Genomic DNA, 20,149 nt, shown 5'->3' with positions numbered 1-20,149 from the left:
GTGTGCTAGCGTTCGGCAGCTTATGACTGCCTGGAGCTGCAATGTCACGACTCGCTTCCGCCTGCCTGCTGGCCGGCATGATGACCGCTGCGTCGATGGGGACCGCCATGGCCGCTGACGACACCGATCGCTACGCCTGGCTTGAAGACGTCACCGGCGACAAGCCGCTGGCCTGGGTGAAGGAACAGAACGCCAAGTCCGAGGCGCGCCTGGCGCAGACCCCGGCCTTCAAGCAGATGGAAGCCAGCATCCGCGAAGTGCTCGACTCGGACGCCAAGATTCCCGGCGTGCAGAAGATCGGCGATTACTACTACAACTTCTGGAAGGACAAGCAGCACGAGCGCGGCCTGTGGCGCCGCACCACGCTGGCCGAGTACCGCAAGACGGCCCCGCAGTGGGAAACCGTGCTGGACCTGGATGCCCTGAACAAGGCCGAGGGCGAGAACTGGGTCTGGCATGGCGCCGACTGCCTGCGCCCGGACTACAGCCGCTGCCTGATCGCGCTGTCGCGCGGCGGTGCCGATGCCGACGTCACGCGCGAGTTCGACCTGGCCAACAAGGCCTGGATCAAGGATGGCTTCTTCCGCCCCGAATCCAAGGGGGGCCTGAACTGGATCGACCGTGACACGGTGTTCGTCTACACCGATTTCGGCGCCGGCACCATGACCACCTCCGGCTACCCGCGCGTGGCCAAGCTGTGGAAGCGCGGCACCCCGCTGAGTGCGGCGCAGGTGGTGTACGAAGGCAAGCCGGACGACATGTACATCGCGGCCATGCACGATGACACCCCCGGCTACGAGCGTAACTTGGTCAGCCGCACGCTGGCCTTCTACAACAACGAACTGTACCTGCGCGGCAACGACGGCACGCTGGCCAAGATCGATGCGCCGAATTCGGCCGAGAAGGGCCTGCGCAAGCAGTGGCTGAGCCTGGAGCTGCGCGAGCCGTGGACCGTGGGGGGCAAGACCTACACCGCCGGTTCGCTGCTGGTGACCAGGCTGGACGACTTCATGGCCGGCAAGCGTGACTTCCAGGTGCTGTTCACCCCGACCGCGACCACCTCGCTGGCCGGCGTGGCCTGGACCAAGAACCATGTCGTGCTGAACGTGCTCGATGACGTGAAGAACCGCCTGTCGGTGCTGACCCCGACCGGTTCGGCGTGGAAGAAGAGCGAATTCGTCGGTGCACCGGCCTTCGGCACCCTGGGCGTGGGAGCCGTGGACGCCGATGAAAGCGATGCGGTGTGGCTGACGGCCACCGACTACTTGACCCCGACCACGCTGGCCCTGGCCGAGATCGGCCAGCAGCCGGAAGTGCTCAAGACCATGCCGGCATTCTTCGATGCCAAGGACAAGGTGATCGAGCAGCACTTCGCCACCAGCAAGGACGGCACCCGCGTGCCGTACTTCGTGGTGCACGACAAGGCGATGAAGCTGGACGGTTCCAACCCGACCCTGCTGTACGGCTACGGTGGCTTCGAGATCTCGCTGACCCCGAGCTACTCCGGTGGCATGGGCCGCGCCTGGCTGGACAAGGGCGGCGTGTACGTGGTCGCCAACATCCGTGGCGGTGGTGAATACGGCCCGCGCTGGCACCAGGCCGCACTGAAGCAGAACCGCCACAAGGCCTATGAAGACATGGCCGCGGTGGCGCAGGACCTGGTCACCCGCAAGATCACCACCGCCAAGCACCTGGGCGTGCAGGGCGGCAGCAACGGTGGCCTGCTGACCGGCAACATGCTGACCCAGTACCCGGAGCTGTTCGGTGCCGTGGTGGTGCAGGTGCCGCTGCTGGACATGAAGCGCTACAGCCACCTGCTGGCCGGCGCCTCGTGGATGGCCGAGTACGGCAACCCGGACACCAGCGACTGGGAGTTCATCAAGACCTTCTCGCCGTACCACCTGTTCGATGCGAAGAAGACCTACCCGCCGGTGCTGTTCACCACCTCCACCCGCGATGACCGCGTGCACCCGGGCCACGCCCGCAAGATGGCGGCCAAGATGATCGACGCCGGCAAGGACGTGACCTACTACGAGAACATCGAAGGTGGCCACGGCGGCGCAGCCAACAACGCGCAGGCCGCGCACATGTCCGCACTGGCCTACAGCTTCCTGTGGGAGCGGTTGGGCGGCAAGTAAGCAGAATGGAAAACGCCGCCCTCGGGGCGGCGTTTTTCGTTGGGGCCGCGTATCCACGCATGGCGTGGATCTACCCGTGTACCGCGATGTGGTTCACGCGTGGCGTGGGATGGGTGGGATCGGCGGCGTTTTTCGTTGGGGCCCGCGTATCCACGCATGGCGTGGATCTACCCGTGTGCCGGGATGTGGTTCCGGTAGATCCACGCCATGCGTGGAGGCTGTTGGTGCGGGGCGATCAGGCGCCCCAGCTTTTCAACCCGCGTGCGATGCGGTACACCGCCTCCTGCAGCCGTGGGATTTCCTGCGTATAGGCCAGCCGCACGTGCTGGTTGGCGCGGTGGAAGCCGAAATCCAGGCCCGGGGTGAACGCCACGTGCTCGGTTTCCAGGAAGTGCGCGCAGAACGCCTGCGCGTCATCGGTGAACGCACTGACATCGGCATACAGGTAGAACGCGCCCTGCGGTTCCACCTCGATGCGGAAGCCCAGCGCGCGCAGTGCAGGCAGCAGGAAATCGCGGCGCTGGCGGAACGCCTCGCGGCGCTGCTCGAAGATCGCCATCGCCTCACCGCTGAAGCAGGCCAGCGCAGCGTGCTGGGCGATGCTCGATGCGCTGATGTACAGGTTCTGCGCCAGCTTCTCCAGCTCGGGCACGGCGGCCGGCGGGGCCACCAGCCAGCCCAGCCGCCAGCCGGTCATGCCGAAGTACTTGGAGAAACTGTTCAGCACGAAGGCGCTGTCATCGACCTGCAGCACGCTGGGCGCATCCAGCCCGTAGGTCAGGCCGTGGTAGATCTCATCCACCACCAGGTGGCCGCCGCGCGCATGCAGGGTGTCCGACAGCGCGGCCAGCTGGGGCGTGGACAGCACCGTGCCGGTGGGATTGGCGGGTGAGGCCACCAGTGCGCCAACGCTGTCGGCATTCCAGTGCTGTTCCACCAGCGAAGGCGTGAGCTGGTAGGCGGTGTCCGGCCCGACCGGCACCAGCTGCGCCCCGCCTTCGACCAGGCGCAGGAAGTGGCGGTTGCAGGGGTAGCCGGGGTCGGCCAGCAGCCAGTGCCGGCCCGGATCGACCAGCAGGCTGCTGGCCAGCAGCAGCGCGCCGGAGCCACCGGGCGTGACCAGGATGCGTTCGGGATCGATGTCCAGCCCGTAGTGGCTGCCATAGAAGCGGCTGATCGCCTGCCGCAGTGCGGGCAGGCCGCGCGCGGCCGTGTAACGGGTATGGCCGGCGGCCAGCGCGGCCTGCCCGGCGCGCACGATGGGGGCGGCGGTGGTGAAGTCCGGCTCGCCGATCTCCAGGTGGATCACGTCATGGCCGGCCTGTTCCAGCGCCTGCGCGCGGGCCAGCAGGGACATCACATGGAACGGGGCGATTTCGTGGCTGCGCCGGCTGTAGCCCGGCGGGTGGGGCAGGGTGCTCATGCGCCCATGGTACGCCGAGTGCCGGCCATGACGATCCGCAGGGTTGCCCAGGCACCGCGATTGGGGTCAGATGCCCGGGTTGCGGGGAAAAGGACCTGTCCCTGTCGAAAACCATTGCATTGATGCGCCTGGAGCCTTATCTCATGAAACCTACCCTCTGCCTGTTGCTTGCCAGCCTGATGACCACCACTGCCACCGCCGCTGCCCCGCCCGTTCCGCCGGATGTCGAGAAGCGTCCGCACGTGGTCAAGGCGCCGTTCGGCGCGACCCGTACCGACGACTACTACTGGCTGCGCGACGACAAGCGCCAGGACAAGGCCATGCTGGCCTACCTGGCAGCGGAAAACGCCTATACCGACCAGCTGCTGGCGCCGCTCAAGCCGCTGGAAGACACCCTGTACAAGGAAATCGTCGGCCGCATCAAGCAGGACGACGCCAGCGTGCCGGCACGCGAGCGCGGCTACTGGTACTACACCCGCTACGAGACCGGCCAGGATTACCCCATCCACGCACGCCGCAAGGGCGACATGCAGGCAGCCGAGGAAATCCTGCTGGACGTGAACGCGATGGCGGCCGGCAAGGGCTACTTCAGCGTGGGCGCGATGGAAGTGAGCCAGGACAACCACCTGCTGGCCTGGGCCGACGATGACGTCGGCCGCCGCCAGTACGTGATCCGCTTCAAGGACCTGCGCACCGGCCAGGTGCTGCCCGATACGCTCACCGGCACCTCCGGCAACCTGGTCTGGGCCGATGACAACCGCACCGTGCTGTACGTGGAGAACGATCCGGAAACCCTGCTGACCGTGCGGGTGAAGAAGCACGTGCTGGGCACCCCGGCCAGCGCGGATACCGTTGTCTACGAGGAGAAGGACGACAGCTTCTACATGGGCATCGGCCGCACCCGCGACGACCGCTTCATCACCATCGGCGTGCACAGCACCGTGTCCTCGGAAGAGCGCTACGCCCCGGCCAGCGACCCGGCCACCTTCACCGTGCTGGCCCCGCGCCAGCGCGATGTCGAGTACGACGCCGACCACTACGATGGCCGCTGGGTGATCCGCACCAACGACGGCGCCAAGAACTTCAAGCTGGTCACCGCGCCGACCGACGCCACCGCGCGCACGCAGTGGAAGGACTGGATCGCCCATGACGATGCGGTGTTCATCGAAGGCTTCGAGCTGTTCGACACCTACACCGCCATCGCCGAGCGCTCGCAGGGCCTGGAACGCATCCGCCTGCTGTTCAAGGATGGCCGCAGCGACTACGTCAAGGCCGATGAGCCGGCCTATTCGATGGGCCTGGGTGACAACACCGAGGCCGACACGCCGTGGCTGCGCTACACCTACACGTCGATGGCGACCCCGACCACCGTATATGAGCTGAACACGGCCACCGGCGAGCGCCGCCAGCTCAAGCAGCAGCCGGTGATCGGCTATGACGCCTCGAAGTACGAAACCGACCGTGTCTGGATCACCGCGCGCGACGGGGTGAAGGTGCCGGTGTCGCTGGTCTACCGCAAGGGCTACCAGAAGGACGGCAAGGGCGCGCTGTTCCAGTACGCCTACGGCAGTTACGGCATGTCGATGGACCCGTACTTCAACCAGACCGCGGTGAGCCTGCTCGACCGTGGCGTGGTGTATGCCATTGCCCATATCCGCGGTGGCCAGGAAATGGGCCGCGACTGGTACGAGAACGGCAAGCTGCTGCACAAGCAGAACACCTTCAACGACTTCATCGACGTCACCCGTGGGCTGGTCGCCCAGGGCTGGGCGGCCAAGGACCGCGTGGCCGCCTCCGGTGGCAGTGCCGGCGGCCTGCTGATGGGCGCGGTGGCCAACCAGGCCCCGCAGGACTACCGGGTGATGGTGGCGCAGGTCCCGTTCGTGGACGTGGTGACCACCATGCTGGACCCGACCATCCCGCTGACCACCAATGAATACGACGAATGGGGCAACCCGGAGCAGAAGCCGTACTACGACTACATGCTGTCCTACTCGCCCTACGACAACGTGAAGCAGCAGGCCTACCCGGCCCTGTTCGTGGGCACCGGCCTGTGGGATTCGCAGGTGCAGTACTGGGAGCCGGCCAAGTGGGTGGCCAAGCTGCGTGACGACAACACCGGCCACTTCCCGATCGTGTTCCGCACCAACATGGAAGCCGGCCACGGCGGCAAGTCCGGGCGTTTCCAGCGCTACCGCGAGCTGTCCGAATCGTATGCGTTCGTGCTGCAGCAGCTGGGCGTGAGCGGCGCGACGCCGTAACGCCAGGGCAGCGGGGGCGGCCGCCATGGCTGCTCCCGGTCCCCGCCGGGGCAGGTGCGCCGGCATGACCAAACGCTCAGGCGGCAATGGCTATACTCGGGCCATGAGCATCCCCCATCGCAATCGAATCCTGATCCCGCTGGCAGCGGCCTCGCTGCTGTTCCTCGCCGCGTGCGGCAACAAGGGCCCGCTGGTGCTGCCGCAGAAGCCGGTGGAAGTGCAGGAGCAGGCCGTGCCCGTGCCGGCCACGGATGAACAGGCGCCGCCGGCCACCCAGCCCACCGGTGACGGCAATCCGGCCCCCACCCCTGACCCGGTCAAGAAGACGGACGGCGGGAATGAGTAAGGCAGGCGCCCACGTGGTTCGTTTCAGCAAGATGCACGGCGCAGGCAATGACTTCGTGGTGCTGGACCTGCGCGATGGCAGCGCACCGCCCACCCCGGCGCTGGCCGCGCGGCTGGCCGACCGCCATACCGGCGTCGGCTGCGACCAGATCCTGACCATCGAGCCGCCGCGTGCGGAAGGTTCGGTGGCGTCCTACCGCATCTGGAATGCCGACGGTTCCAATTCCGAACAGTGCGGCAACGGCGCGCGCTGCATCGCCGCCTGGCTGGTGCGCGACGGCAGTGCGCAGGGGCCGCGTTTCAGCATCGACAGCCCGCTCGATACCCACCCCGTGGAGGTGCTGGGCGAGGGGCGCTACGCGGTGACCATGGGCGTGCCCGTGTTCGAGCCGGCGCGCATCCCGCTGGTCGGGTTCGCCCACCCGCGCGAGGAATACCTGCTGCCGCTGCAGGGCGAAAGCGTGCGCTTTGCGGCCGTGTCGATGGGCAACCCGCACGCGGTGATCGAAGTGGGCCTGGTCGATGCCGCGCCGGTGGAACGGCTGGGGCCGCTGCTGCAGCAGCACGCCTCGTTCCCGCAGTCGGTCAACGTGGGCTTCGCCCAGGTGATGGACCCGGGCCATGCACGGCTGCGCGTGTACGAGCGCGGTTCCGGTGAAACGCTGGCCTGTGGCAGTGGTGCCTGCGCTGCCGCGGTCACGCTGATGCAGCGCGGCCGCCTGCAGCGCCAGGCCCGCATCAGCCTGCCCGGTGGCGAGCTGGGCATCGACTGGCCCGGTGACGGCCAGCCGGTGGTGATGTCCGGCCCGACCGCATTCGTCTTCGAAGGGGAGTGGATCGCATGACCGAAACGGCCGACAAGCTCGGTGCCCATGAGGTCGCGGCGTGGTTGCGCCGCCATCCGGGCTTCCTCAAGCAGTTCCCCGACCTGGCGCTGACCCTGGTGGTCCCGCGCGATGACGGCCCGACCGCCTCGCTGGCCAGCTACCAGCTGGAAGTGCTGCGCGAGAAGAACCGCGAGCTGTCGCGCCGGTTGGCCGACCTGGGCGCGACCGCCCAGGTCAACGAACGCCTGGCGGTGCGCACGCACCAGCTGACCCTGGCGCTGATGAAGCAGGACAGCGCCGCCGACACGCTGCGCGCCATGGCGGCCTCGCTGCAGGAGGATTTTGCCGGTGACCTGGTGCGGCTGGTGGTGCATGTGCCGGTGGCCGGGCTGGAGCAGGCCGAATGGCTGCAGGTCATCGCCGCCGATGATCCGGCGCTGGGGCCGTTCCGCGATTGCCTGAAGGATGGCGAGCCGATCTGCGGCCGCCTGCAGCCGGAAAAGAACGCCGTGCTGTACGGCGCGCGCAGCGAGGAAGTGCAGACCACCGCACTGCTGCCGCTGCCGGGCGTGGGCCTGATCGCCGTCGGCAGCCACGACGCCAATCGTTTCTACCCCGGCATGGGCACGCTGTTCCTGCGCATGATGGGCGACGCGCTGGCCACCGGCCTGAAGCGCTTCGCGCGCTGAACGGGGCACGCGGATGAGTGCAGTCCAGGCCTTCCTGCAGCACCTGCAGGTGGAACGGCGGATGTCGGCGCATACGCTCGACGCCTACCGCCGTGACCTGGACGCGCTGGCGGCCTGGGCACAGCCACGCGGCACCGAGGTGGACGCGCTGGACAGCGAAGCGCTGCGCCAGTTCGTGGCCGATGAGCACCGGCGCGGGCTGTCGGCCAAGAGCCTGCAGCGCCGCCTGTCGGCCTGCCGCAGTTTCTATGCCTGGCTGCTCAAGCATGGCCGCATCGAGGCCAGCCCCGCGGCCACCCTGAAGGCACCGCGCGCGCCGCGCCGGCTGCCGCAGGTGCTCGATGCCGACGAAGCGGTGCAGCTGGTGGAGCTGGAGCCGGAGGGCGAGCTGGGGCGTCGTGACCGCGCGCTGCTGGAGCTGTTCTATTCCTCGGGCCTGCGTCTGAGCGAAGTGTGCGCGCTGACCTGGCGTGACCTGGATTTCGACAGCGGTCTGGTCAACGTGCTGGGCAAGGGCAACCGCCAGCGGCGGGTGCCGTTCGGGCGGCCGGCGCGCGAAGCACTGCAGGCCTGGCGCAGCGAAAGCGGTGGCGGCCCGGCCACGCCGGTGTTTCCCGGCCGCAATGGCCCGATCAGCCAGCGCGCGGTGCAGATCCGCATCCGCCAGCTGGCCCAGCGCCAGGGCCTGTTCAAGCACGTCCATCCGCACATGCTGCGGCACAGTTTCGCCAGCCACATCCTGGAATCCTCCGGCGATCTGCGCGGCGTGCAGGAGCTGCTCGGCCATGCCGACATCGCCACCACGCAGATCTACACCCACCTGGATTTCCAGCATCTGGCCAAGGTCTACGACGCCGCCCACCCGCGGGCGAAACGGCGTCCGGGCAAGGGCAACGGCGCGGAAAGCTGAACGCTGGCCCTGCGGCCGGCAGGGTGGGGCGGCTTGAAGGGCGCGGTGCTGGCCCCACCTCTGGTTCTGTCACCCCGGAGGCTCCATGGACCCCAGTCAGAACCCTAACGTTTTCCACGCCACCACCATCGTCTGCGTCCGTCGCGGCGAGCATGTGGCCATTGCCGGCGATGGCCAGGTCACCCTGGGCCACACGGTGATGAAGGGCAATGCACGCAAGGTGCGCCGCCTGGGCCGTGATGGCCAGGTGCTGGCCGGTTTCGCCGGTGCCGCCGCCGATGCCTTCACCCTGTTCGAGCTGTTCGAGGCCAAGCTGGAAAAGCACGGCCAGCTGACGCGCGCGGCGGTGGAACTGGCCAAGGACTGGCGCACCGAGCGCCGCCTGGGCAAGCTCGAAGCACTGCTGGCGGTGGCCGACAAGGAAACCTCGCTGATCATCAGCGGCACCGGTGATGTGATCGAACCGGAGGACGGCATCATCGCCATCGGTTCCGGTGGCTCCTACGCCCTGTCCGCCGCACGTGCGCTGCTGGCGCACACCGGACTGGATGCACGCACGATTGCCAGCGAAGCGATCAACATCGCCGGCGACATCTGCATCTACACCAACCGCAACGTGGTGGTCGAGGAGCTGTAAGGCTTCCCGATCCGCCGGGCATGGCCCGGCGCTACCGACAACGAATTCGTGAGCACACCCATGTCGAAGATCGAAGTTTCCTCCGCCACCATGACCCCGCGCGAGATCGTGCAGGAACTGGACCGGCACATCGTGGGCCAGCACGACGCCAAGCGTGCGGTGGCCATCGCCCTGCGCAACCGCTGGCGCCGCATGCAGCTGGCCCCGGAGCTGCGCAACGAGGTCATGCCCAAGAACATCCTGATGATCGGCCCGACCGGCGTCGGCAAGACCGAGATCGCCCGCCGCCTGGCCACGCTGGCCAACGCGCCGTTCGTGAAGGTTGAAGCCACCCGCTTCACCGAAGTGGGTTACGTCGGCAAGGACGTGGAGCAGATCATCCGCGACCTGGCCGATACCGCGGTCAAGCTGTACCGCGAGCAGGCCAAGGTGCGCGTGCGCACGCAGGCCGAGGAACGTGCCGAAGACCGCATCCTCGACGCGCTGCTGCCGCGCCGCAGCGGCGGCATCGGCTTCGACCCGGAAGCCGCCCGCAACGAGCCGTCCGCACAGGACAGCGAGACCCGCCTCAAGTTCCGCCGCATGCTGCGCAATGGTGAACTGGATGAGCGCGAGATCGAGCTGGAAGTCTCGGCCAACGTCAGCATGGACATCATGACCCCGCCGGGCATGGAGGAAATGGGCCAGCAGCTGAAGTCGATGTTCGCCAACCTCGGTGGCGGCGCCAAGGCGCAGAAGCGCACGCTGACCATCAAGGCCGCCCGCCCGCTGCTGGTGGAAGAGGAAGCCGGCAAGCTGGTCAATGAAGACGACATCCGCACCGCTGCCATCGAAGCCTGCGAACAGCACGGCATCGTGTTCATCGACGAGATCGACAAGGTCGCCAAGCGTGGGGACAATGTCGGTGGTGGCGATGTGTCGCGCGAAGGCGTGCAGCGCGATCTGCTGCCGCTGGTGGAAGGGTCCAACGTGTCCACCAAGTACGGCACGATCAAGACCGACCACATCCTGTTCATCGCCTCCGGCGCGTTCCACCTGGCCAAGCCCAGCGACCTGATTCCGGAACTGCAGGGCCGCTTCCCGATCCGCGTGGAACTGGGCGCGCTGAGCAAGGATGACTTCGTGCGCATCCTGACCGAGCCCAAGGCCGCGCTGACCAAGCAGTACGAAGCGCTGCTGGCCACCGAAGGTGTCAAGGTCAGCTTCAGCGACAACGCCGTGGACCGGTTGGCCGAGATCGCCTTCCAGGTGAACGAGCGCCAGGAAAACATCGGTGCGCGCCGCCTGCATACCGTGCTGGAGCGTCTGCTGGATTCGCTCAGCTATGAAGCGCCGGACCGTGATGGGGAAACCATCACCATCGATCATGCCTACGTGGACAAGCACCTGGGCGAGCTGGTGAAGGACCCGGACCTGAGCCGCTACATCCTGTAAGGCAGCAAAGCCGCCGCAAGGCGGCTTTTCTGTATGCCGGCAGGGGAGTGACCCCGCCGCTGCGTCATACCTGCGGCAGTGGCTCGGGCAGGGCCCCCGGGGTGAACACGCCGTCCTTCACGTAGGCGGCCAGGGTCATGTCCACGGCCAGCATGCCGTCGCGCTGCAGGTCCATCATGTCCGGCTCGACCATCGCGCCGTGGATCACGCCCAGCACCGTGGCATGCAGCATGCGCGCGGCGATCTGCGGGTCGGCGCCGTCGCGCAGCTGGCCCAGCTGCTGCGCACGGCGCAGGGCGCGGGCCATGCGTTCCTGGCCATCGCGGAACCCTTCCTGCTGCATGTCCGCCAGCAGCTTGTTCTCGCCCGACGCATCGCTGCGCAGCATGATTTCCATGGTCTTGCGCAGGCGCTCGTCCTGGGCCAGATCGATCAGCGACCCCACCAGCACCGAGCGCAGGTCCAGCACCGGCGTCGAACGTTCCTCGGTGGAGGTGCGCTCCAGTTCCTGCATGAAGGGCAGGTGCACCCGCTGGATCAGCGCGGCCAGCACCTCGGCCTTGTTCTTGAAATGCCAGTAGACCGCGCCACGGGTGTAGCCGGCGCGCGCACCGATCATCTCCAGCGTGGTGCGGGCCACGCCGTGTTCATGGAAGCAGGCCTCGGCGGCATCGAGGATGCCGTCATAGGTCGCCTGGGTGTCCTCTTTCGTCTTGCGGGCCATTGCTACGAGTGCGCGTGAAACGTGGCTGAATTGTACCGGTTTACAAACAAACAATCATGTATGTATATTTGCAGTCGATGATCCCCGCCAAGTACCTGCGGTCAGCAATGACGGCATATCGGCCGGGGATGGCCGCGATCTGCGGGCAACCGGCGAGCTTCCGCCAGTCCGTTGCGTATCACGGCTTGTTGAGATCACCTTCCCCTACGAGTTCCCCGTCCCCATGCAACTGACCCGTTTCCGTCCTTTCATGCTGTCGCTGGCGATCGCCGCGACCGTGGCCGCCTGTGGCGGCAATCCGCAGGCCCCCGAGCAGGGGCCCGGCCAGGTGACCGTGGTCACCCTGAAGCCGGAAACGGCAGCGCTGACCCGCGAACTGCCCGGCCGGACCACCGCGTTCCTGGTCGCCGAGGTGCGCCCGCAGGTCAACGGCATCGTCGCCAAGCGCCTGTTCACCGAAGGCAGCCTGGTCAAGGAAGGGCAGCCGCTGTACCAGATCGAGGACGCCAGCTACCGCGCCCAGGCCAACAGCGCCCGTGCCCAGCTGGCCCGTGCCGAGGCCACGGCCAATGCGGCCCGTCTGAGCGCGGCACGCATCACCGAGCTGGCCAAGGTCGATGCGGTCAGCAAGCAGGACCTGGAAAACGCCGTGGCCGCACAGAAGCAGGCCGAAGCCGACGTGGGCGCGGCCAAGGCCTCGCTGGACGCGGCCAACGTCACGCTGGGCTATGCCCGCATCACCGCGCCGATCAGTGGGCGCATCGGCAAGTCCTCGGTCACCCAGGGCGCGCTGGTCAGCGCCGGGCAGGCCACCGCGCTGGCCACCGTGCAGCAGCTGGACCCGATCTACATCGACCTGGCCCAGTCTTCGGCCGAACTGCTGCAGCTGCGCCGTGAACTGGCCCAGGGCCGCCTGCAGGACAACAAGGAACTGCCGGTGAGCGTGCTGCTGGAAGACGGCAGCACCTTCGAGCACAAGGGCACGCTGGAGTTTTCCGAAGTCAGCGTCGATCCGGGCACCGGCAGCTTCGGCCTGCGGGTGAAGGTGGACAATCCCGACGGCACGCTGATGCCGGGCATGTACGTGCGTGCGGTGATCGGCGGCGGCGTGCGCGCCGATGCGCTGCTGGTGCCGATGCAGGGCATCGCCCGTGATCCCAAGGGCGATACCTCGGCGATGGTGGTCGGCAAGGACAACAAGGTGGAAGTGCGCCAGGTCAAGGTCAGCCGTGCGCTGGGTGACAAGTGGCTGGTCGAGGATGGCCTGAAGGCCGGCGACAAGGTCATCGTCGAAGGCCTGCAGAAGATCGGGCCGGGCATGCCGGTGCAGGCCACCGAACAGGGCGCCACCCCGACCAAGCCGGGCAATGCCCAGCCCGCGGCCCCGGCCGCCGGCGCGCAGTAAGCGGAGACTTCCATGGCACGTTTCTTCATCGATCGACCCATCTTCGCGTGGGTGATCGCGATCATCATCATGCTCGCCGGTGGCCTTGCGCTGTTCAAGCTGCCGGTCTCGATGTACCCCAACGTCGCCCCGCCGGCGGTCGAGATCACCGCGACCTACCCGGGTGCATCGGCCAAGGTGGTGGAAGACTCGGTGACGCAGATCATCGAGCAGAACATGAAGGGCCTGGACGGGCTGATCTACTTCTCGTCCAACAGTTCGTCCAACGGCATCGCCACCGTCAGCCTGACCTTCGAGAGCGGGACCAACCCGGACATCGCGCAGGTGCAGGTGCAGAACAAGCTGCAGCTGGCCATGCCGCTGCTGCCGCAGGAAGTGCAGCGGCAGGGCATCAACGTGGCCAAGTCCAGCTCGGGCTTCCTGAACGTGGTGGCCTTCGTCTCGCAGGACGGCAGCATGGATGCCAACGACATCGCCGACTACGTCGGTTCCAATGTCGTGGACCAGCTCAGCCGCGTGCCGGGCGTGGGCAACATCCAGGTGTTCGGCGGCAAGTACGCCATGCGCATCTGGCTGGACCCGAACAAGCTGCACAGCTACGGCCTGGCCGTGCCGGACGTGGTCGCCGCCGTGCAGGCACAGAACGCACAGGTGGCCATCGGCCAGCTGGGCGGTGCGCCCTCGGTGAAGGGCCAGCAGCTCAACGCCACCATCAACGCGCAGTCGCGCCTGCAGACCCCGGAGCAGTTCCGCAGCATCATCGTGCGCAGCGCGGAGAACGGCGGTGAGCTGCGCCTGGGCGATGTCGCCCGCGTCGAGCTGGGCGCCGAGTCCTACGACTTCATCACCCGCTACAACGGCCAGCCGGCCAGCGGCCTGGCGATCACCCTGGCCACCGGCGCCAACGCGCTGGATACCGCCGCCGGCGTGCAGAAGACCCTGGATGAACTGCAGTCGTTCTTCCCGGCCGGGCTGAAGGCGGAAATCCCGTACGACACCACGCCGTTCGTGCGCGTGTCGATCAAGGGCGTGGTGCAGACCCTGATCGAAGCGATCGTGCTGGTGTTCGTGGTGATGTACCTGTTCCTGCAGAACTTCCGCGCCACCCTGATCCCGACCATCGCCGTGCCGGTGGTGCTGCTGGGCACCTTCGGCGTGCTGGCCGCACTGGGCTTCTCGGTGAACATGCTGACCATGTTCGCGATGGTGCTGGCCATCGGCCTGCTGGTGGACGATGCCATCGTGGTGGTGGAGAACGTCGAGCGCATCATGTCCGAGGAGGGCCTGTCGCCGCTGGAAGCCACCCGCAAGTCGATGGGCCAGATCACCGGCGCGCTGGTGGGCATCGGCCTGGTGCTGTCGGCGGTGTTCGTGCCGATGGCGTTCATGAGCGGCTCCACCGGCGTGATCTACCGGCAGTTCTCGGCCACCATCGTGTCGGCCATGGCGCTGTCGGTGCTGGTGGCCATCGTGCTGACCCCGGCGCTGTGCGCGACCATGCTCAAGCCGCTGAAGAAGGGCGAGCACCACACCGCGCACAAGGGCTGGTCGGGTCGCTTCTTCAACGCCTTCAACCGTGGCTTCGACCGTTCCAGCGAGAGCTACCAGCGTGGCGTGAAGGGCATCCTGGCCCGCCCGTGGCGCTTCATGGGCATCGTGCTGGCGCTGTTCGTGCTGATGGGCGTGCTGTTCATGCGCCTGCCCAGCGCATTCCTGCCCAACGAAGACCAGGGTGTGCTGATGGCACTGGTGCAGGCACCGGTCGGTGCCACCCAGGAACGCACCATGGAGTCGATCAAGGCACTGGAAAACCACTTCCTGGACAATGAAAAGGATGCGGTCGAATCGGTGTTCTCGGTGCAGGGCTTCAGCTTCGCCGGCATGGGCCAGAACGCGGGCATGGCCTTCGTCAAGCTCAAGGACTGGAGCGAGCGTGATGCCAACAACGGCGTGATGCCGCTGACCGGGCGCGCGATGGCGGCACTGGGCCAGATCAAGGATGCCTTCATCTTCGCCTTCCCGCCGCCGGCCATTCCCGAACTGGGCACCGCCTCGGGCTACACCTTCTTCCTGAAGGACAACGGCGGGCAGGGCCACGAGGCACTGCTGGCCGCCCGCAACCAGCTGCTGGGCCTGGCGGCCAAGAGCGGCAAGCTGGCCAACGTGCGCCCCAACGGCCAGGAAGACTCCCCGCAGTTCCGCATCGACATCGATGTGGCCAAGGCCAGCGCGCAGGGCCTGTCGATCCAGCAGATCAACAGCACCCTGGCCACCGCGTGGGGCAGCCAGTACATCGATGACTTCATCGACCGTGGCCGCGTCAAGCGCGTGTACGTGCAGGCCGACCAGCCGTTCCGCATGGTGCCGGAGGACTTCGACCTGTGGTCGGTGAAGAACGCACAGGGCCAGATGGTGCCGTTCAGCGCCTTCGCCACCAAGCACTGGGATTACGGTTCGCCGCGCCTGGAACGCTACAACGGCGTGTCGGCCATGGAAATCCAGGGTGAACCCGCGCCCGGCGTGGCGTCCGGTGATGCCATGGCCGAGATCGAAGCACTGGCCGCGCAGCTGCCCAAGGGCTTCGGCATCGAGTGGTCAGGGCTGTCCTACCAGGAACGCCAGGCCGGTTCGCAGACGCCGCTGCTGTACACGCTGTCGCTGATGATCGTGTTCCTCTGCCTGGCGGCACTGTATGAAAGCTGGAGCGTGCCGACCGCGGTGCTGCTGGTGGCCCCGCTGGGCATCCTCGGCGCGGTGCTGGCCAACACCTTCCGCGGCATGGAGCGCGACATCTACTTCCAGGTGGCGATGCTGACCACGGTGGGCCTGACCAGCAAGAACGCGATCCTGATCGTGGAATTCGCCAAGGAACACCTGGAGAAGGGCGCGGGCCTGGTCGAGGCGACGATGCACGCGGTACGCGACCGCCTGCGCCCGATCATCATGACCTCGCTGGCCTTCGGCATGGGCGTGCTGCCGCTGGCGATCTCCAGCGGTGCCGGCTCCGGCGCCAAGCAGGCCATCGGTACCGGCGTGCTGGGCGGCATGGTGGTGGGCACGCTGCTGGGCGTGTTCTTCGTGCCGCTGTTCTTCGTGGTGGTGCAGCGCGTGTTCAACCGCAACAAGGGCAAGGGCGGGGATACCCCGCCGGCGCCGGGCCAGGACGTGGCCCACGGAGGTTCCCATGAGTAAGTCCCCCCTGGTGCTGGCGCTGGCCGCCAGCCTCGGCCTGGCCGGCTGCGCCAGCCTGGTGCCGAAGAACACCGCCGTGGCCCCGGCCATTCCCGCACAGTGGCCGGCCGAGGCCGGCCAGGGCCAGGCCGCCGACGTGGCGGCGCTGGGCTGGCGCGATTTCTTCAGCGATGAACGCCTGCAGCAGGTGATCGACCAGGCGCTGGAAAACAACCGCGACCTGCGCGTGGCGGTGCTCAATGTCGAACGTGCGCGTGGCCAGTACCGCATCCAGCGCGCCGACCGCGTGCCGGGCCTGGCCGTGCAGGGGCAGATGGAACGCCGCGGTGGCGATGTGCCGGTCAGCGAGCAGTTTACCGCCGGGCTGGGCGTGACCGAGTTCGAGCTGGACCTGTTCGGCCGCGTGCGCAACCTCAGCGAAGCCGCCCTGCAGCAGTATTTCTCGGTGGCGGCCAACCGCCGCAACGCGCAGCTGAGCCTGATTGCCGAGACCGCCACGGCGTGGCTGACGCTGGGCGCGGACCGTGAACAGCTGCGCCTGTCCGAAGCCACGCTGGCCGCCTACGAACAGTCCCTGCGGCTGGCCGAGGCGCGCCACGAACGCGGTGGCAGTTCGGCGCTGGAGCTGAGCCAGACCCGCACGCTGGTGGAAACCGCGCGCACCGACGCCGCCCGCCTGCGCGGGCAGGTGGCGCAGGACCGCAACGCGCTGGCCCTGCTGGCCGGTGGCCAGGTGGCCGACGACCTGCTGCCGGACAGCGCCGACGCGCAGTTGCAGGCCCTGGCCCCGCTACCGGCCGGCCTGCCCAGCGACGTGCTGCTGCAGCGCCCGGACATCATGGCCGCCGAGTACCAGCTGCTGGCGGCCAACGCCAACATCGGTGCAGCACGTGCCGCGTTCTTCCCCAGCATCAAGCTGACCGGCAGTATCGGCAGCAGCTCCACCGAACTGTCCGGGCTGTTCGACAGCGGCACACGGGTCTGGAGCTTCCTGCCCACGATCACGCTGCCGATCTTCCAGGGCGGCAAGCTGCGCGCGAACCTGGCGGTCGCAACGGCCGATCGCGACATCGCCCTGGCGCAGTACGAGAAGGCGATCCAGGTCGGCTTCCGCGAAGCCTCCGATGCACTGGCACTGGGCAGCAGCCTGGATGCACAGGTGCAATCGCAGCAGGCGCTGGTGGTGGCGGCCGAACAGGCACGCACGCTGTCGCAGGCACGCTACGACGCCGGGCTGGACAGCTTCATCACCCTGCTCGATGCGCGCCGCACCGCCTACGGTGCGCAGCAGACCCAGCTGCAGGCCACGCTGGCGCAGCAGGCCAACCGCGTCACCCTGTACAAGGTGCTGGGCGGCGGCTGGCACGCGCGGGGATAACCCCCTCGGCAGCGTCGGGCCCTGCCCGGCGCTGCCGCCCATCGGCTCACACCGCTTCGTCGTCGCGTGGTGGTGTACGGCAGGCACGTACCCGTGCCAGCGCATCGCCGGCCTGGCGTGCCATGCGCTCATACTCGCGGCGGATCTCTTCCAGCCGCTCCTCGTCCATCTCTTCGAGGTCGAGCAGTTCGTTGTTGGCGTCGGCGGTGGCGCGGATCAGCTCGTCCAGCTTGATCTGCATGGCCGCGGTATCGGCGTTCTGCGAATGCTGGATCAGGAACACCATCAGGAAGGTGATGATGGTGGTGCCGGTGTTGATCACCAGCTGCCAGGTGTCGTTGAAGTCGAACAGCGGCCCGCTGATGCCCCACAGCACGACGATGGCCAGGGCGAGGAGGAACGTCCACGGCGAACCGGCGGCGGCCGAAGCGCGTTTGGCGAGGGTGTTGAACAGATGGCGAGCAGGCATTTGCGTCATTCCCGTGGACTGCAGGCGATGATCGGCAGCCGGCTGTGCAGGCCGCGTGCTCTGGCACGCGGCAGGGAAGACGTGGCCTGGTTTACACCGCGCGCAGGCGCTGCAGGCGGGGGGCGTGCTGCTGCGGCACCGGGCTGGTGCGGTACAGGTGGTCCCAGCAGCGTTCAACGAAATCGCGCGCCTGTGCTTCGGTCAGGCGCGGCATGATCTGCAGGGCGTAGTGGGTCTGGAAGGTGTCCTCACGCTGCGCATCGGTGGCGCGCGGCTGGGTGATCAGCGAATCGCAGGCGAACTTGATCCACGGGATGTAGTGGCCGAACGACCCGTTGCCCAAGGCCCCCCCTGCATGCTGCTGGCGCCAGTGATTGAGCTCGGCGTCAACATCGATGACGGGCGGGATGGCGGGAACTTCAGTGCGCATGGCAATCCAATAGATAGGTAGGGAAAGTGGCGGGGGTGAACCCTGAGTGTTACCCCGCCGCGGGTGCAGGCAGCGTCAGCGCGGCGTGGAGCCGGCGTGGCGGCCCGCCAGCAGCTGGGCATGTTCGACAGCACCCAGTCGTTCAGCCAGCCCGGCCATCGCATTGCACAGGCGGACGTGGTCATGCGGATGCTGCCGCACCAGATCCTGCTGCAGACCCTGGTACGCACTCCAGAACGGCGCGCTGCGCTGGTGCAGGGCGAACTGCTGCTGCAGCCGTTCCCAGACGATGGCCAGGGCGGGCTCCATGTCAGGTCGTGCAACAGGCGCGGTGACGTGGGCGCTCATGGCGATCCTCCGGTGCGTGCCCCCTGTGCAACCACCATAGGCGCAGCTGCCAGCGCGGGTGTTATCACCGCGTGTGCATGCTTGAAGACGATGTGCGTGGCGACGTACCGCTACCCGCGGCATCCCTTGCAGGAGAGGGCCTGCGCACGTGCGCGCAGGCCTGAAGCATTCATTAACCGCTGCGACACCGTGTCGCAGTGCTGCTCATTCACCGATGTCTTCGTTCCAGACATCCGGGTGGCGCGCGATGAAATCGCCGAGCAGATCCACGCATTCCTGGTTGTCCAGGTCGATCACGTTGACCCCGCTCTCGCGCAGCCAGTCGATGCCGCCCTGGAACGTACGCGATTCGCCCACCACCACCGTGCCGATGTTGAACTGGCGCACCAGCCCAGAGCAGTACCAGCACGGCGCCAGCGTGGTGACCATGATGGTGTCGCGGTAGCGGCGCTGGCGGCCGGCCTTGCGGAAGGCATCGGTTTCGCCGTGCACCGACGGGTCGCCTTCCTGCACGCGGCGGTTGTGGCCGCAGCCGAGCAGGCGGCCATCGTTGTGGTACAGCGCCGCGCCGATCGGCACGCCGCCCTCGGCCAGCCCCTGGCGGGCTTCGGCGATGGCGGTCTGCAGCAGGGCCGGGTAGTCGGGCGTGGCGATCATGGGAAGCTCCTTGGGGAATATCGAGCCGCCATGATACGCAGCGGGGGTGCCCCCGGCGGCGCTGGGGGTGCGATAATCGGGGCCATGAGCGAATCCCCCTACAAGTCTGGCACCACCCATTTCGGGTTCCGCGACGTCGCCGCCAAGGACAAGCAGAAGCTGGTCGGCCAGGTCTTCACCTCGGTCGCGCGCAACTACGACCTGATGAACGACCTGATGAGCCTGGGCATCCACCGGGCATGGAAGCGCTACTACGTGGCCACCGCGCAGGTGAAGCCGGGTGACCGCGCGCTGGACCTGGCCGGTGGCACCGGCGATATCGCCGCGCTGATCAAGGAGCGCGTGGGCAGCGAAGGGTCGGTGGTGCTGGGTGACATCAACGCCGGCATGCTGTCGGTCGGCCGTGACCGCCTGACCAACCGCGGCCTGGTGGCGGGCCTGGACTACGTGCAGTGCAACGCCGAAGCGCTGCCCTTCCCGGATGCCAGCTTCGACCTGGTGACCATCGCCTTCGGCCTGCGCAACGTGACCGACAAGGACGCCGCCCTGCGCGAGATGTACCGCGTGCTGAAGGTCGGTGGCCAAGCGCGCGTGCTGGAGTTCTCCGAAGTGACCGTGGACTGGTTCAAGCCGATCTACGATTTCCACTCGTTCAAGGTGCTGCCGAAGCTGGGCGCGCTGTTCGCCCGCGACGGGGACAGCTACCGCTACCTGGCCGAGAGCATCCGCAAGCACCCGCCGCAGGAAGAGCTGAAGGCGATGATGGCTGCGGCCGGCTTCGAGCGCAGCCACTACAAGAACCTGACCGGCGGCATCGTCTCGATCCACTCCGGCTACAAGCTGTAAGCCTTGCCCTGGTAGCTGCCAACCTGGGTTGGCACG

At 67.4% G+C, this 20,149-nt stretch carries 18 protein-coding genes; 12 read left to right on the top strand and 6 right to left on the bottom strand.

Annotated elements, in window-relative coordinates; all coding sequences use genetic code 11:
* Window positions 1-41 precede the first annotated feature (41 nt).
* On the top strand, window positions 42-2,138 hold the full coding sequence (locus Q9R17_RS05455) for a prolyl oligopeptidase family serine peptidase (protein WP_308157421.1): 2,097 nt from the start codon (window positions 42-44) through the stop codon (window positions 2,136-2,138).
* Between the two features lie 235 nt (window positions 2,139-2,373).
* Here the strand turns inward: Q9R17_RS05455 and Q9R17_RS05450 are convergent, their stop codons facing one another.
* Window positions 2,374-3,561: a pyridoxal phosphate-dependent aminotransferase gene (locus Q9R17_RS05450; protein WP_308157420.1), complete on the bottom strand. Its 1,188-nt coding sequence runs from the start codon at window positions 3,559-3,561 to the stop codon at window positions 2,374-2,376.
* Window positions 3,562-3,704: 143 nt separating this feature from the next.
* On the opposite strand from Q9R17_RS05450, the gene Q9R17_RS05445 reads away from it, so the two are divergent.
* The 7 genes from Q9R17_RS05445 (at window position 3,705) to hslU (ending at window position 10,664) form a co-directional block, all read left to right on the top strand.
* A complete protein-coding gene (locus tag Q9R17_RS05445; RefSeq protein ID WP_308157419.1) occupies window positions 3,705-5,822 on the top strand; it encodes a S9 family peptidase in 2,118 nt (705 codons plus the stop codon).
* Between the two features lie 103 nt (window positions 5,823-5,925).
* A complete protein-coding gene (locus tag Q9R17_RS05440) occupies window positions 5,926-6,168 on the top strand; it encodes a lipoprotein (RefSeq protein WP_308158288.1) in 243 nt (80 codons plus the stop codon).
* Window positions 6,161-7,012 (top strand): diaminopimelate epimerase, encoded by an 852-nt coding sequence (gene dapF, locus Q9R17_RS05435; RefSeq protein WP_308157418.1) that lies wholly within the window; start codon window positions 6,161-6,163, stop codon window positions 7,010-7,012. Before Q9R17_RS05440 ends, dapF begins: the two co-directional genes overlap by 8 nt.
* Window positions 7,009-7,683, top strand: coding sequence for a DUF484 family protein (locus Q9R17_RS05430; RefSeq protein WP_308157417.1), 675 nt, complete (start codon window positions 7,009-7,011; stop codon window positions 7,681-7,683). Before dapF ends, Q9R17_RS05430 begins: the two co-directional genes overlap by 4 nt.
* A gap of 13 nt (window positions 7,684-7,696) precedes the next feature.
* A complete protein-coding gene (gene xerC, locus Q9R17_RS05425) occupies window positions 7,697-8,593 on the top strand; it encodes a tyrosine recombinase XerC (protein ID WP_308157416.1) in 897 nt (298 codons plus the stop codon).
* Between the two features lie 85 nt (window positions 8,594-8,678).
* On the top strand, window positions 8,679-9,230 hold the full coding sequence (gene hslV / locus Q9R17_RS05420) for an ATP-dependent protease subunit HslV (protein WP_308157415.1): 552 nt from the start codon (window positions 8,679-8,681) through the stop codon (window positions 9,228-9,230).
* A 60-nt stretch (window positions 9,231-9,290) separates the two neighbouring features.
* On the top strand, window positions 9,291-10,664 hold the full coding sequence (gene hslU, locus Q9R17_RS05415; RefSeq protein WP_308157414.1) for an ATP-dependent protease ATPase subunit HslU: 1,374 nt from the start codon (window positions 9,291-9,293) through the stop codon (window positions 10,662-10,664).
* A 64-nt stretch (window positions 10,665-10,728) separates the two neighbouring features.
* Here hslU and Q9R17_RS05410 read toward each other — a convergent pair whose 3' ends face one another.
* Window positions 10,729-11,388, bottom strand: a complete 660-nt coding sequence (locus Q9R17_RS05410; RefSeq protein WP_308157413.1) for a TetR family transcriptional regulator — start codon at window positions 11,386-11,388, stop codon at window positions 10,729-10,731.
* 223 nt (window positions 11,389-11,611) lie between these two features.
* Between Q9R17_RS05410 and smeD the strand changes: the two genes are divergently transcribed.
* Genes smeD through Q9R17_RS05395 form a run of 3 tightly spaced genes read left to right on the top strand, consistent with a single transcriptional unit; the run spans window position 11,612 to window position 17,363 of the window.
* Window positions 11,612-12,793, top strand: a complete 1,182-nt coding sequence (gene smeD, locus Q9R17_RS05405; RefSeq protein ID WP_308157412.1) for a multidrug efflux RND transporter periplasmic adaptor subunit SmeD — start codon at window positions 11,612-11,614, stop codon at window positions 12,791-12,793.
* Window positions 12,794-12,805: 12 nt separating this feature from the next.
* A complete protein-coding gene (smeE, locus tag Q9R17_RS05400; RefSeq protein ID WP_308157411.1) occupies window positions 12,806-15,985 on the top strand; it encodes a multidrug efflux RND transporter permease subunit SmeE in 3,180 nt (1,059 codons plus the stop codon).
* Complete coding sequence (locus tag Q9R17_RS05395; protein ID WP_308157410.1) at window positions 15,978-17,363, top strand: efflux transporter outer membrane subunit; 1,386 nt, start codon at window positions 15,978-15,980, stop codon at window positions 17,361-17,363. The genes smeE and Q9R17_RS05395 overlap by 8 nt, the downstream gene beginning before the upstream one ends.
* A 46-nt stretch (window positions 17,364-17,409) precedes the next feature.
* Here Q9R17_RS05395 and Q9R17_RS05390 read toward each other — a convergent pair whose 3' ends face one another.
* The 4 genes from Q9R17_RS05390 to Q9R17_RS05375 form a co-directional block, all read right to left on the bottom strand.
* Window positions 17,410-17,832 (bottom strand): low affinity iron permease family protein, encoded by a 423-nt coding sequence (locus Q9R17_RS05390; RefSeq protein ID WP_308157409.1) that lies wholly within the window; start codon window positions 17,830-17,832, stop codon window positions 17,410-17,412.
* A 91-nt stretch (window positions 17,833-17,923) separates the two neighbouring features.
* Window positions 17,924-18,262, bottom strand: coding sequence for a hypothetical protein (locus tag Q9R17_RS05385; RefSeq protein ID WP_308157408.1), 339 nt, complete (start codon window positions 18,260-18,262; stop codon window positions 17,924-17,926).
* 75 nt (window positions 18,263-18,337) lie between these two features.
* Window positions 18,338-18,610 (bottom strand): hypothetical protein, encoded by a 273-nt coding sequence (locus Q9R17_RS05380; protein ID WP_308157407.1) that lies wholly within the window; start codon window positions 18,608-18,610, stop codon window positions 18,338-18,340.
* A 204-nt stretch (window positions 18,611-18,814) separates the two neighbouring features.
* Window positions 18,815-19,267: a nucleoside deaminase gene (locus Q9R17_RS05375; RefSeq protein WP_308157406.1), complete on the bottom strand. Its 453-nt coding sequence runs from the start codon at window positions 19,265-19,267 to the stop codon at window positions 18,815-18,817.
* 84 nt (window positions 19,268-19,351) lie between these two features.
* On the opposite strand from Q9R17_RS05375, the gene ubiE reads away from it, so the two are divergent.
* Complete coding sequence (gene ubiE / locus Q9R17_RS05370) at window positions 19,352-20,113, top strand: bifunctional demethylmenaquinone methyltransferase/2-methoxy-6-polyprenyl-1,4-benzoquinol methylase UbiE (protein ID WP_308157405.1); 762 nt, start codon at window positions 19,352-19,354, stop codon at window positions 20,111-20,113.
* Window positions 20,114-20,149: the final 36 nt, after the last annotated feature.

This window comes from Stenotrophomonas sp. 24(2023), assembly GCF_030913365.1.
Taxonomy (GTDB): domain Bacteria; phylum Pseudomonadota; class Gammaproteobacteria; order Xanthomonadales; family Xanthomonadaceae; genus Stenotrophomonas.
The sequence above is the reverse complement of the archived record's forward strand: the minus strand, read 5'-3'. Positions and strand labels throughout refer to the sequence as shown.